Source organism: Paraburkholderia caribensis, assembly GCF_002902945.1.
Classification (GTDB): domain Bacteria; phylum Pseudomonadota; class Gammaproteobacteria; order Burkholderiales; family Burkholderiaceae; genus Paraburkholderia; species Paraburkholderia caribensis.
On the sequence record NZ_CP026101.1, the window covers coordinates 2,225,833 to 2,239,659 of the forward strand.

Here is a 13,827-nt window from a genome sequence, read left to right on the forward strand (position 1 = left end):
TGGCTGGCTTCGCTTCCAACCGGCCACCACCGCCCGCTCAATGGTTCGCGGGCACAGCGGCGAGTCCTTCCAGCAACGCTTTGTGAAATGCCGCCGGGTCCTGCATCTGCGGCGCATGACCGAGTTCGGCGAACTCGACCAGCGTCGCGTGCGGAATCGCCTGCGCGGCCGCCTTGCCCAGTTCCGGATAGTGACCGATCTTCGCGCGGACCTGAGGCGGCGCGGCGTCCTTGCCGATCGCGGTGGTGTCCTTCTGACCGATCAGCAGCAGCGTCGGCATGCTCAACTGCCCGAGTTCGTAGACGACAGGCTGCGTGTAGATCATGTCGTACAGCAGCGCCGAATCCCACGCCACTTCCTTCTTGCCCGGCCCGCGATACATGCCCGCGAGCATCTGCACCCACGGCTCGAAATCGCTGCGCCACTGGCCCGAGTAGTAGGTCGCCTGCTCGTAGCGGCGGATGCCGTCGGCCGTGGTCTTCAGTTCGCGCTCGTACCACTGGTCGACGGATAGCGACGGCACGCCCTTCGCCTTCCAGTCCTCCAGCCCGATGGGATTGACGAGCACCAGTTGCTGCGTCTGCGCCGGGTACATCAGCGCGTAGCGGACGGCCAGCATGCCGCCCGTCGAATGTCCGACGATCGTCGCGTTCTTCACACCGATCGATTCGAGCAGCGCATGCGTGTTGCGCGCGAGCTGCTGGAAGCTGAACTGGTAGCGCTGCGGCTTGCTCGACTTGCAAAAGCCGATCTGGTCGGGCGCGATCACGCGATACCCCGCCACCGACAACCGCTCGATCGTGCTTTCCCATGTCGCGCCGCAAAAATTCTTGCCGTGCAGCAACACGACGGTGCGGCCGTTCGGATGCTCGGGCGCGATGTCCATGTAAGCCATATGCAGCGCCTCGCCCTGCGACGTGAACTCGAACTGCCGCACGGGCGCGGGATAGTTGAAGCCCTGCAACTCGGGACCGTACGCAGGCCCGTCGTCAGCGACCGCGCCCGGCGCAGGCGGGGCGGCGGCATTGACGGCATCGGCGGCGCACGCATCGAGGCCCAGCATGGCGACGCAGGCGGACAGGGAAACAGCAACGAGGGATGAACGGATTGTCATAGGGTGGCGGACAAAGGCAAGGACAGGAGCACGGGAACCACAGGTCCGTCATGATGCCCGCGTCGCGGCCCGCTTGCAGCGCCGCGCACACGGCCGCGCCCGAAGCTGCCGCGGCCGTGTGCGCCAAACAGCCGTTTCAGGTTCCGCGTGGTCGGTCCGGCATAATTTGCCCGAACGGCTGACGATCCTGCGCCGCGAGCCCGCCCTTTCTACCGGCCCGCGCGCGGCCTCTCCCGCCTGATCGCGCACGAATGTGGCATGGCGAACGCGGCATGTTGCGCGCGGCAGGCGCATGGTCCAGACTAATCGCTGGCTGGCGGGAACGTGCATGGCGAACGCCAGCCGCCAGGCAGGCGAGAAGCAACGCGCATCAGAACAAGACCACGACGGCAACGCACAGCGCCAGATAAAACAGAAAAACACAGCAACGCCGGGGCAAAGAAAAGCTTCCACCAGGGCTCACCCATAAACGGAGACGCACATGGATTCGCCGGCAAGCCTCAACGATCTGCAACACACGACACTCGCCATCGTCCTCGCAGGCGGACGCGGCACGCGCCTCGGGCCGCTGACCAACAAGCGCGTGAAGCCCGCCGTGCACTTCGGCGGCAAATACCGGATCATCGACTTCGCGCTGTCCAACTGCCTGAACTCGGGCATCCGCCGCATCGCCGTCGTCACGCAGTACAAGGCGCATTCGCTGTTGCGGCATGTGCAGCGCGGCTGGGGCTTCCTGCGCGGCGAGTTCAACGAGTTCATCGACCTGTGGCCGGCGCAGCAGCGTGTGGAAGGCGCGCACTGGTATCGCGGCACGGCCGACGCCGTGTTCCAGAACCTCGACATCATCCGCTCGATCGGCCCGAAATACGTCGTCGTGCTGGCGGGCGATCACATCTACAAGATGGACTACACGCGGATGGTGATGGATCACGTCGAATCGGGCGCCGATTGCACGGTCGGCTGTATCGAGGTGCCGCGCATGGAAGCCACGGCGTTCGGCGTGATGCACGTCGACGAACAGCGCCGCGTGACGGGCTTCGTCGAAAAGCCCGCCGACCCGCCCGCGATGCCCGGCCGCCCAGACATCGCGCTAGCCAGCATGGGCATCTACGTGTTCAGCGCCGATTACCTGTACTCGCTGCTCGAGGAGAACATCAGCAGCGTCGCGACGGATCACGACTTCGGCAAGGACATCATTCCGCGCGTCGTCACGTCGGGGACGGCGATCGCGCATCCGTTCAGCATGTCGTGCGTGTCGTCGGACCCGAGCGTCGAGCCTTACTGGCGCGACGTCGGCACGATCGACGCGTACTGGGCTGCGAATCTGGATCTGGCGTCGACGATTCCCGCGCTCGACCTCTACGACCGCAACTGGCCGATCTGGACGCACCAGGAACAGTTGCCGCCCGCCAAGTTCGTGCGCGACCTGAACGGGCTGCAAGGCTCGGGCACCAACCTGATCGTGTGCGGCGGCTGCGTGATCTCCGGCTCGCAGATTTCGCGCTCGGTGCTGTCGTCGAATGTGGTGGTGAATTCGTTCTGTAACATCGCTGAGGCAGTCTTGTTGCCGCAGGTGTCAATCGGTGCGAGCTGCCGCCTGCGCAAGGTCGTGATCGACCGCGGCTGCCAGATTCCCGACGGCACCGTGATCGGCGAAGACCCGGTGCGCGACGGCGAACGCTTCTACCGGACCGACAGCGGTGTCGTGCTGGTGACGGCCGAGGCGCTCAAGCGGCAGTCGGCGGCTGCACGGTAGCGGCCCGCGGGCGGACCCGGCAGGCGCGGCGATCGCAGGCGGCACGCGACGACGCACGACGCAGTGCGTGGCGCTTCGGCGGGTGCCGCTGCTTGCGGTTGCATGCCGTTGCGCTCCGCCACGCCCGCGCTGCGCGGCGCGGATCGACACCGTGCGACGCACCGAAACGACACTGCCCAATCCACCGCAACCCCGGCGAACAGGACTGAAGCCCATGACGATCCGCGCACTGCATGTCGCTAGCGAGCTGTATCCCCTTCTGAAAACGGGCGGCCTCGCCGATGTCGCGGGCGCGCTGCCGCCCGCGCTGATCGAGCTGGGCGCCGACGTGCGCGTGCTGCTGCCCGGCTTCCCCGCCGTCGTAGCCGGGCTGTCGGACCTGCAGCCCGTCGCGCGGATCGGCGATCGCTTCGGCGCGTCGAACGTCACGCTGGAGCGCGGCACGCTGAGCGCGAACGGCCTCGTCGTCTACGTGATCCGCGCGCAGACGCTGTATGACCGCACCGGCAATCCGTATCTCGACGCCGAACACGTGCCGTACGGCGACAACGCGCAACGCTTCGCGATGCTCGGCTGGACGGCGGCGCAGATCGCGCAGCATCTCGATCCCGCATGGGCGCCGCAGATCGTCCACGCGCACGACTGGCACGCGGGACTCGCGCCCGCCTATCTGAAAGCGGCCGAGCGCGAACGCGGCAAGCCGGTCGCGCGCACCGTCTTCACAGTCCACAACCTCGCGTATCAGGGCGTCTTTCCGTCGCATCAGTTCGGCCAGCTTGGACTGCCCGCGGACTTCTTCAACATGAGCGGCGTCGAATTCTACGGACAGATGTCGTTTCTGAAGGCGGGCCTGTTCTACAGCGACCGCATCACGACCGTCAGCCCGACCTACGCGCGCGAAATCCAGACGCTCGCGCAAGGCGGCGGGCTGGACGGACTGTTGAGCCAGCGCTCGCACGATCTGTCGGGGATTCTGAACGGCGTCGACTACACGATCTGGCGGCCGACCACCGACCAGCTGATCGCCGCGCACTACTCGGACACGCGCCTCGCCGGCAAGCGTGCGTGCAAGACGGCGCTGCAGGAACGCTTCCATCTCGCGCAGAAAAGCGACGCGCTGCTGTTCGGCGTGGTGAGCCGGCTGACTGAACAGAAAGGCCTCGATCTGCTGCTCGCGGCGCTGCCCGAAATCATCAAGCGCGGCGGCCAGCTAGTGGTGTTCGGCACGGGCGACCCGGCGCTCGAAAACGGTTTGCAGCTGGTCGCGCAGGCGCATCCCGAAAGCGTTGCCGTCGAGCTCGGCTTCGACGAAACGCTCGCGCATCAGATCGTAGCGGGCAGCGATGTGATTGCCGTGCCGTCGCGTTTCGAGCCGTGCGGGCTGACGCAGCTCTATGCGCTCGCGTATGGGTCGCTGCCGCTCGTGCATCGCGTGGGCGGCCTTGCCGATACCGTCGTCGACGCGTCGCTGGAAAACATCGCCGACGATCTGGCGACAGGCTTCGTGTTCGAGCGCTTCGAGCCGGAAGCGCTCACGGCGGCGATCCGCCGCGCATTCGCGCTGTACGCGCGGCGCACCGACTGGAAAGCCACGCAGCGCCGCGCGATGCGCCAGGACTTCGGCTGGGGCGCGTCGGCGGAACGCTATCTCGCGCTGTACCGCGAGCTGGTGTGAGCCGCTCAGCGGGCAGACGCGCGCATGATCTTGCGCAACATCGGCTTGCGCATTGATGGTTCGACGCAACACGACGGGGCCGGATCGATTCCGGCGCGCGAAAACTCATGTATCTTGTGATGAACAGAGCGCGACGCGTCCCGTCGGCGACGCGCTGCCGCGCATCTGCGTTCGTTGTCCGCCGCGCCAAAGCGGTGCATCGAAGCAGGACCATCCGTTGCACATTCTTTCTTCCGGCGCCCTTCCCGCGCCGTATCGGTTCGACATGAAAAACGTTCTGAGCATCCAGTCGCACGTCGTATTCGGGCACGCGGGCAACAGCGCCTCGGTGTTCCCGATGCGGCGTCTTGGCGTCAACGTGTGGCCGCTCAACACGGTGCAGTTCTCGAACCATACGCAGTACGGCCATTGGGAAGGCAGCGCGATCGATGCGTCGCAGATGCTCGCGCTCGTCGAAGGGATTGGCGCGATCGGCGTGCTGCCGCGCTGCGACGCTGTGCTGTCGGGCTATCTCGGCACGCCCGAGCAGGCGCAGTCGGTGATCGAGATCGTGCGCGCCGTGAAGGCGGCGAACCCGCATGCGCGCTATTTCTGCGACCCGGTGATGGGCACGTCGACGGGCTGCCGCGTCGAGCCGGGCATCCAGGAGTTTCTGGTCCGGACGATGCCCGAGGTATCCGACGTGATGTGTCCGAACCACAGCGAATTGCAACGGCTCGTCGGGCGCGAGATCGAGACCGTCGAGGAAGCTGTCGCGGCGTGCCGCGAGGTGATGGAGCGCGGGCCGAAGACGATGCTCGTCAAGCATCTGCTCGATCGCAACAGCCTTGCTGACCGCTTCAACATGCTCGTCGTGACGGAGCGCGAAGCGTGGATGGGACAACGGCCGCTCTATCCGTTCGCGCGGCAGCCGGTCGGTGTCGGCGATCTGACGAGCGCCGTGTTCGTCGCGCGCACGCTGCTCGGCGACTCGGTGCGCAGCGCGTTCGAGCATACCGTCGCCGCCGTGAATGCGGTCGTGCGCGCAACATGGGACGCGGGGCGCTATGAGCTGGAGATTATCGCCGCGCAGGATGAAATTGCCCGTCCGCGGGAATGGTTCGATGCGTGGGTGGTGGAGTCGGCCTAGCCAGCGGCGCGATTGACGCAGCGCACACGCTACACGCCTGCGTCGGCCTGACGTCCTATAATGCGTGCCGCGCGTGAAAATGCGCGGCATTTTTTATTGGCACCGGTTGACTGGCAAGAGAGGCACAGATGGACGGCACGATTCGCAGCGAACGTGAAGAGCAGTTTGAAGAGTTGTGCATCAGCGTCGACGCAGACGAGATGCACGAGCAGGAAGCGATCGAATTCTTCGAAGCGCAATTCGGCGAAGCGGATTTCGATGCCGCGCAATGGCTCGATATTGCGCTGTACTATTCGCCCGCCGTCGCGCGTGGCATCGTCGATATGGTGACACCCGACGACAAGGCGCGCAGCAACATCGCCCAGGTGATCGCCGACAATCTCGACATCTCGTATGGCGAAGACGAGTGCCAGCAGTTCGCGGAAACCATCCAGTTCGCGCTGGCCAACGGCGTGCCCGTCGATCTCGACGTGGTGCTCGACGGATGTCACCGCGCAATCGACGACCTCGATACATGGGCCGAAGACGACGTGAAAGAGCCGCTGCTGCGTCTGCGCGAAGAACTGTTGCGCATGCAGGGCGAGCAGTGAACGGTCCGCGCTGACGCGCAACTTCACACACAAGCTCGCACGCACCCTCGCACACAACTTCACACGCATGCTCGCGCAGCGCTTTCGACATCACGCGCTGCGCGCTTCACACTGATCGATGGGCGTGCCGCATGCGCATTCGCGCATGCGGCACGCTAAACCCTCCCCGCTTTCCCCGGCAAGCTTCCCGTTCACCTTCGCAGCCGACGCTTAAAAGCGTGCGGCCGCGCTGTGCTGAAATGCGCATCCAACATGCCGCGAACTGCCAAGACGCACGCATATTGGCTTTCTATATTCGCGCCACGGATCGGCTGCAGCACGCGGGTTGCGCGACATTCCCGGTTCGTCGGCAGACGGCGCGCAGTCGTTTTGGCTTTGGTGTTTTCCAGCATTGCCTTGCACGCTGCATCGTCCGTAATCTCGTCCGTGTTTTTGTCCGTGCATTGTTTGCGTACGTATTGAAGGAGACCTGTCGACACACTGCATCGCGCAATCCGACCGGCAGCGCCGCGCTTTCGAATCATGCGCGGCGCGCGCTGCAAGCCGGCTGTTTCTACCATCCCTGTCTGCCGATGTAAGGAGAAACCATGAGCTTTTGCAAGACGCTGAACCCGTTTGCCGTGATGTTGGGCGCCGTGCTGTCCATCGCGCCGCTCAGCAGTTTCGCCGCTGACGAACTGCCCGTGAAGATCGGCTTTGCCGCGCCGATGACGGGTGCCAACGCGGGCTACGGCAAAGACCTGCAGAACGGCGTGCGGCTTGCCCTCGAGGAAGCCAACGCCCAGAAGATCAAGATTGGCGACAAGGTCGCGCGCTTCGATCTCGTGTCCGAGGACGATCAGGCCGACCCGCGCATCGGCGTGCAGGCTGCGCAGAAACTGGTGGATCAGAACGTGTCGGGCATTGTCGGCCATTTCAATTCGGGCACGACGATCCCGGCTTCGCAAATTTACGAGCAGGCGGGCATACCGATGATCGACCCTGCCGCGACGAACCCGACCATCACGAATCGCGGGTTTGCGAACACGTTCATGGTGATTTCGACGGACGCGCAAAACGCCGGCAACGCGGGCACGTACGCGGTGAAGACCACCAAGGCCAAGCGCATTGCGATCATCGACGACCGCACGGCATTCGGCCAGGGTGAAGCGGACGAATTCGAGAAAGCGGTGAAGGCGGCGGGCGGCAACATCGTCGCGCGCGAGTTCACGAGCAACACGGCTGTCGACTTCAGCACGCAGCTCACGAAGATCAAGTCGACCAATGCCGATCTGATTTTCTTCGGCGGGCTCGATACGCAGGCGGCTGCGATTGCGAAGAAGATGAAGCAGCTTGGGATGACGGCGCAGTTGCTGGGTGGCGGCGGTGTCGAAGACCCGGAGTTCATCAAGCTTGCTGGCGATGCGGCGGAAGGCGCGATGGCGTGGGAGTATGGCCGTCCGCTCGCGCAGCTGCCGGGCGGCAAGGACTTCTCGGCGAAGTTCAAGAAGCGGTTTGGCGATGACATTCTGTCGTATGCGCCGTTCGGGTATGACGCGGCGTGGGCCGTGATCAAGGCGATGGAGACGGCGAAGTCGACGGATCCGAAGGTTTATCGCGCTGCGTTGAAGTCGATCAATTTTGAAGGGGTGACGGGGACGATTTCTTTTGATGCCACAGGGGCGTTGAAGAGTGCTGCTTCTACCCTTTATCAGGTTAAGAATGGGGTTTGGGTGCCTGTCGTCACGAAGAGTGGGGTTTAAGGTTTAGGTTTATTGGTTTTGGTTTTTTGGTTTTGGGTTTTTTGGTTTTGCCAGCGGGCGCTATGTTTGGGTTTGCATGGGGCCTTGCTGGCATCCGCGTTTGCGCCGTTTCGTGGCGCGGGCGGTGTGGTGTGGTTTGGTTTGGTTTGGTTTGGTTTGCTTGGGTTTTCGCGGGCATCCGCGATGCGTTAGCTCACTTCACGCGTCGCCCCTGTGCGGGGCGGCACCTACTTTTCTTTGCCGCCGCAAAGAAAAGTAGGCAAAAGAAAGCGGCTCACACCGCCAGCACTTGACCTTTGTCCACGGGCCCCCAGCGTCCCCACACTTCACACGGCAGCGCCCTTGTTCCTGTGCGTTGCCAGCGCGCCGAATAAGCGCCTCACCCGCTTCAAATATCCGTACCCGGTCAAGCGGCAGCGAACGGCATGTGCCGCCCAGGTGGCAAACTGTGTGTAGGTTGTCGCGTCGTATAGGGTGGCGTTCCTACCGGGTGGGGCGCGTGCGCTATCGGTCCGGAGTGGTGCGCGTATGGCGCGAAAGCCTACACACAGTTTGCCACCTGGGCGGCCGCGGACTGTCTGGTGAGGCGTGCTGAAACGCACGTGCGTGAAGCGGGTGAGGCGCTCATTCAGAGCGCTGGCAACCGACATCAGTCACGTGATTGCCGTGTGAAGCGTAAGAACCTTTGGGGGCCCTCAGGCAAGAATTAGCACTGGCGGTGTGAGCCGCTTTCTTTTGCCTACTTTTCTTTGCGGCGGCAAAGAAAAGTAGGTGCCGCCCCGCACAGGGGCGACGCTTGAAGCGAGCTAACGTAACGCGGATGCCAGCGCAAAGGCAAGCGCACAAGGACAACAAAAACACCAGCAAACCACCCAAGCGTCGCAGACAACAACCAACCTCTTACCGTGCTCTCACAACAATCTGCGCCAACGCATCCCTCTCAATCTTAACGAGCGAACCCCGAACCATAGCAAACTCATCAGCACCACACACCTGATGCCCAAACCTCGCGCGCAAGCGCCGCGAAATCTGCACAACCCGCGTAGCGGAATCAAACACATACCGCGATTCATATTCAAAAAACCGATCCCGCACAACAACATCCTGCGGCATATCCGTAACACGCACACTATCAGGCAACCCAATCTGCGCGATCTCATCGAAGTCGCCGCCAATACAGACCCACGGCTGCGTCCGTTCCGGCTCGGCGAGCCATGCCTGCACCTGCGTCGCGATCCCGCCCGACAGGCTCGTCAACGCGGGCAATGCCGTCGTGCCGTCAGGCCAAGTAAAGTGCTCCAGCGAACCCTGCATAAAGGTCGTAAACGGTCCCACGGTAGGCCTCACGTCGCCTGGCTGCATCCGTGCAATCCCATGTAACCCCGTCTGCCGCAAGCGATCAGCGGCAATCAACTGCCAGCGCTGCCGCGTCGCGCGACGAAACACATTGCGCTCCAGCTCGGCCGATACCCCCACGTCCTCGACGCGATACGTGAACGCCGCCGCGCCCGTCCGTTCGATATCAATCTCGAGCCGCGCGCTGCGCCCGCGTTCCTGCGTCGCAGGCGTGCGCGCGAGCACGCCATCGTCGACCAGCAGCACCGGCCGGTCCATCGCGCCCGGCGGCAAATAACCGAAGCCGATACCACCCGCCGTCGTATCCGCATACACGCGCAATGAAGGAATCCACGTGATCGCATGATTGATCGCGCTCGCGCCATAGCCCGGCACATCGGGCAGCACATAGACCGGCCCAAGGTTCAGAAGCACAGCCTGACTGTCGATACCGACGGCCGCAAGCATCGCCCCATACAACGCAACGTGGTCCTTGCAGTCGCCATAGCGGTTGCGCAGGATATCGCTCGCCTTGTGCGGCACGGCCGCCGTCTCGCCCAGAAAGAGCGCGACATAGCGAATGTTCAGGCGCACCCAGTCGTACAGAATCTGCGCCTTCTCGCGCGGATCGTCGGTGCGCGCCGTCAGCGCCTGCGCAAGCTGCGCAATGGCAGGATCGCGCCACGTCGGGTCCAGCGCCGCCGTCCGATAGCGTTCCGCAAACGATGCGAAGTCGCGCGTCGTCGAGACCATCAGACGGTCGCCCCACGTCGCGTAGCCGACGGCGCCCGCTTCGATGGGCGCATACGGCCCATGCCGATACTCGAACGTGTAACGCGTGCGGCCATTCTCCGTCACGGGCGGCAACGCGACGTAGCCGCGCGCGTCGGCGTATAGCGGGACATCGGCGGGCAGGTCGAAGATCAGTTGCTGCAGGTCGACGGGGCCGCGCGTCGGCTCGACGAAATAGGCGAAGGTGCCGCCCTGCAACGGCAGCGCGCGCGTCTTGCGAAACGCCAGATGCACACGCGAACCCGGCTCGACGCCCGGAAAGATCACCGTACGCAGCACGCCGTCCTGAAACGTCGGCGCGCCCGCCGAACGCGGCTCCTGCACGTCGCGAATGCCGTCGGGCCCTACGGGATGCGCAACGCCGTTCGGGTCGATCGTTTCCGCCGCAAGCAGCTGCACCTGCTCGATATCCTTGTTGAACCACACATAGCGCTGCGCGATATCGTCGACGCCGCTCGACGTGTTCGCGCGCAGCACCGTGTCGTCACGCTCCTCGATCGAGCCGTCCTTTTGCACGACGAACAGATGCACGTCGCGCTCGATCGTCGATGGCGGCAGGTCGTCGGCAGCGACGCGCTCCTGCGCATGCACGGCGCCTGCGCCGCATGCGCCGACGATCAGCGGCAACACGGCCGCCGCGCGCAAGCGGTGCGCACGCCGGCTCATGCCTCGCGCACCATGCGGCGACGCCCGACTCTCTCGCGCACGCCGCGCTGCATGCGCCACGCACGCGGGCTCATGCCGAATTCGACGCGAAACGCGTGATTGAAATTGGACACGTCGTTAAAGCCGCTATCGAACGCGATATCGACGATCTTCGTGTCCTCTCCGGCAAGACGCAGCGCCGCATGGCGCAGGCGCGCGCGCAGCACGTATTGATGCGGCGTCACGCCCGTCACGCGCCCGAACGTGCGCAGAAAGTAGAAGTCGGACAGCCCGCACATCTGCGAAAGACTTGCGAGCGTATGCGGTGCATCGGGCGTGTCGTCGATCAGGCGCACGGCCTGCGTGACGCGAGACCATGCGGATGCGCTCGTCGCCGCAGCATGCGGTTTCGTGTCCGCTTGCGTCGCGCGCAGCACGGCCCCGGCCAGTTCGACGGCGAGTTCGTCCCATGCCGTGCCGGACGCGCGCTCGGTCGCCCCGGCGCACGCCCGCGCGACCAGGCCGGAAAACGCGCGCAACGGCGGCATGCGCGCATGCCGGAAGGATGGCGCGGCGCCAGCGAAGCCTGCGTCGGCGGCGAGCCGCTCGAAGTACGCGGGCTGATAGTGAAACGACACGCAGCGGTCGCCGGGCGCATGCCGATGCCCGCATTCGAAGCACTCGCCCGCATTGCCGAGCAGCAGCGATCCCGGCGTGAGCAGTTCGCGCCCCGCCGCCGACCGGTAGCCGAACGCGCCCGCCGCGACGATCGCGATGCACACGCCCCCATGCTGCTCCTCGAACTGCCTGTCACGCGGACCGAAGGTGCACAGCACGTCCGTCACCGACCAGCCGTCGCCTGCGGCAAGCGCACGCATCTGCGTGCTGCCGGACGCGCCGAGCGTGTCGCGGCGCGCCAGCGCGGCTTCGAGATCGACGGCAATTTTTCCCAAGATGTCACCTCGGCAGGTCCGTATGCTCGTTTTATCACAACGGCGGCAGGCGCGGCACAACGCGTTCGCCTCCCCTTTTCAACCAGCTTCAGCATACGGAGCAACCCCAATGAATGCATTGGATCACGGTGCCGCTGCCGGGTTTCACGCAGCACTCGCCGCGCCCGGCCGCGCGGCGGGGATCGCCGCCGCCGACGACCTCTACGGCTGGCTCATCGGCAGTTGGGACATGGACGTGCTGCACTATCGCGCCGACGTGCGCGAGCGGCATCTGACAGGCGAGATTCATTTCGGCTGGGTGCTCGAAGGGCGCGCCGTGCAGGACGTCTGGATCATGCCGCGCCGCGCGGATCGCGGCGCGCGCGATGAGCAACGTTTCGACATGTACGGCACGACGCTGCGCGTATGGGACCCGTCGATCGAAGCGTGGCGCGTCACCTACATCAATCCGGCGAGCGGACAGCGCGACGAACTGATCGGCCGCAAGATTGGCCAGGACATCGTGCAGATCGGCACGCATGCGAACGGTACGCCGATCCGCTGGAACTTCACCGGCATCACCGACGACTCGTTCCGCTGGACAGGCGTCGCGCTCGCCGCCGATGGCGTCACGTGGAATCTGGAAGGCGAATTCGTCGCGCGGCGCAGACGCGGCTAGCGTATCTGCAGCGGGCCGCGCGCACTGATCAGGCTTGCCGCAATTCCGCGCCCTCGTCCTTCGACAGCTTCACGAAGAAGAACAGCGAGCACAGCACCGCTGCGCCGACGACGTAGAACGCGGGCGAGAAATCGCGCGCGGTGAGATGCGCGGCGCTGCCGCCGTGCAGATGCGCGGTCAGCGCGAGCAGCGACGCGCCGAACGCAACGCCGAGGCTCACCGAGAGCTGCTGCGCCATGCCGGAGAGCGCCGTCGCGCGGCTCATCTTCGGCTTCGGCATGTCGGAGTAGCCGAGCGTGTTGAGCGTGACCATCGCGAGCGAATTGAACAGGCCGCCCACCAGCAGCGTGCAGAAGATCAGCAGATGCGGCGTACTGGGCGTGAAAAGCCCATAGCACGCATAGAAGCAGCCCGTCATGCAGGTCGCGACGATCAGCAGCGTGCGAAAGCCGATGCGCTGAATCGCCTGGGTCATCACGCCGCGCACCGCCAGCGAACCGACCGCCGTCGCGACGCTCAGCGAGCCCGAAGTGAGCGGCGACAGGCCGAAGCCCAGTTGCAGCATCAACGGCATCAGGAACGGCGACGCGCCAATGCCGATGCGCAGCGGCATGCCGCCGAGCACGGCCGTCCGGTACGCCTTGTAGCGCAACAGCAAGGGATCGATGATCGCATCGACGTGGCGGCGGCTATACAGCCAATACAGCAGCATCGACAGCGCGCCCGTGCCCGTGAACGCGAGCGTCACCCATTGCGGCACGAGCCCGCGGCCAGCAGTATCCAGCCCGCCGACCAGCCCCACGAGGCCCGTCGACAGCAGCACGAAGCCGGGCAGATCGAAACGCTCGTCGATGCGTTCGTGCGTGTCGTCGATGAACGCAAGCGCGCACAGCACGCCGATCACGCCGAACGGCACGTTCAACAGGAAGATCCAGCGCCACGACGTGAGCGTCACCACGACCCCGCCGAGCAGCGGACCGGCAAGGCGCCCCACCGCACCCGGCACCGTGAACCACACCATCGCGGCGACCATTCGCGCGGGCGGCACGCTGCGCAGCAGGATCAAGCGGCCGACGGGCACCATCATCGCGCCGCCCATGCCCTGCAGCACGCGAAATACGACGAGTTGCGGCAGCGATGTCGCGATCCCGCACAGCGCCGAGGCGAGAGAAAACATCCCGATTGCCGAGCAGAACACGCGGCGCGCGCCGAAGCGGTCGGCAAGCCAGCCGCTCGCCGGCAGGAACACGGCGAGACTCAGCAGATAAGAGGTGATCGCGAGATTCAGATGCAGCGCCTCGACGCCGAGCGAACCCGCGATGGAAGGCAGCGCGGTCGCCATGATGGACGTATCGAGGTTTTGCAGGAACAGCGGACAGGCAACGATCAGCGGAATGATGCGGGCGCGGTCGGTCATCCCGTTCTTTTACCGCAAAAC

Annotated in this window: 11 protein-coding genes; 7 read left to right on the forward strand and 4 right to left on the reverse strand. The window is 64.9% G+C overall.

The window, feature by feature from the left end:
* Positions 1 to 37 precede the first annotated feature (37 nt).
* Complete coding sequence (locus C2L66_RS09850; RefSeq protein WP_060600328.1) at positions 38 to 1,063, reverse strand: alpha/beta fold hydrolase; 1,026 nt, start codon at positions 1,061 to 1,063, stop codon at positions 38 to 40.
* 532 nt (positions 1,064 to 1,595) lie between these two features.
* Between C2L66_RS09850 and glgC the strand changes: the two genes are divergently transcribed.
* From glgC to C2L66_RS09880, 6 genes are all read left to right on the forward strand, one after another.
* Positions 1,596 to 2,870 carry a glucose-1-phosphate adenylyltransferase gene (gene glgC, locus C2L66_RS09855; RefSeq protein WP_036004475.1) on the forward strand — a complete coding sequence of 425 codons (1,275 nt, stop codon included), beginning with the start codon at positions 1,596 to 1,598 and terminating at the stop codon, positions 2,868 to 2,870.
* A 214-nt stretch (positions 2,871 to 3,084) separates the two neighbouring features.
* Positions 3,085 to 4,545 (forward strand): glycogen synthase GlgA, encoded by a 1,461-nt coding sequence (gene glgA / locus C2L66_RS09860; protein ID WP_060600326.1) that lies wholly within the window; start codon positions 3,085 to 3,087, stop codon positions 4,543 to 4,545.
* Positions 4,546 to 4,810: 265 nt separating this feature from the next.
* Positions 4,811 to 5,674, forward strand: coding sequence for a pyridoxal kinase PdxY (gene pdxY, locus C2L66_RS09865; RefSeq protein WP_060602593.1), 864 nt, complete (start codon positions 4,811 to 4,813; stop codon positions 5,672 to 5,674).
* A 128-nt stretch (positions 5,675 to 5,802) separates the two neighbouring features.
* Positions 5,803 to 6,264 (forward strand): hypothetical protein, encoded by a 462-nt coding sequence (locus tag C2L66_RS09870; protein WP_007738430.1) that lies wholly within the window; start codon positions 5,803 to 5,805, stop codon positions 6,262 to 6,264.
* Between the two features lie 131 nt (positions 6,265 to 6,395).
* Complete coding sequence (locus C2L66_RS40600; RefSeq protein WP_148654571.1) at positions 6,396 to 6,842, forward strand: hypothetical protein; 447 nt, start codon at positions 6,396 to 6,398, stop codon at positions 6,840 to 6,842.
* A gap of 9 nt (positions 6,843 to 6,851) precedes the next feature.
* Positions 6,852 to 8,006, forward strand: coding sequence for a branched-chain amino acid ABC transporter substrate-binding protein (locus C2L66_RS09880; protein ID WP_054930193.1), 1,155 nt, complete (start codon positions 6,852 to 6,854; stop codon positions 8,004 to 8,006).
* 900 nt (positions 8,007 to 8,906) lie between these two features.
* Here C2L66_RS09880 and C2L66_RS09885 read toward each other — a convergent pair.
* Positions 8,907 to 10,799: a DUF3857 domain-containing transglutaminase family protein gene (locus C2L66_RS09885; protein WP_060600322.1), complete on the reverse strand. Its 1,893-nt coding sequence runs from the start codon at positions 10,797 to 10,799 to the stop codon at positions 8,907 to 8,909.
* Positions 10,796 to 11,731 (reverse strand): helix-turn-helix transcriptional regulator, encoded by a 936-nt coding sequence (locus tag C2L66_RS09890; protein ID WP_060600320.1) that lies wholly within the window; start codon positions 11,729 to 11,731, stop codon positions 10,796 to 10,798. Before C2L66_RS09890 ends, C2L66_RS09885 begins: the two co-directional genes overlap by 4 nt.
* Positions 11,732 to 11,840: 109 nt before the next feature.
* Between C2L66_RS09890 and C2L66_RS09895 the strand changes: the two genes are divergently transcribed.
* Positions 11,841 to 12,389, forward strand: a complete 549-nt coding sequence (locus C2L66_RS09895; RefSeq protein ID WP_060600318.1) for a hypothetical protein — start codon at positions 11,841 to 11,843, stop codon at positions 12,387 to 12,389.
* Between the two features lie 28 nt (positions 12,390 to 12,417).
* On the opposite strand, the gene C2L66_RS09900 is transcribed toward C2L66_RS09895, so the two are convergent.
* Positions 12,418 to 13,806, reverse strand: a complete 1,389-nt coding sequence (locus C2L66_RS09900) for a DHA2 family efflux MFS transporter permease subunit (protein WP_060600316.1) — start codon at positions 13,804 to 13,806, stop codon at positions 12,418 to 12,420.
* Positions 13,807 to 13,827: the final 21 nt, after the last annotated feature.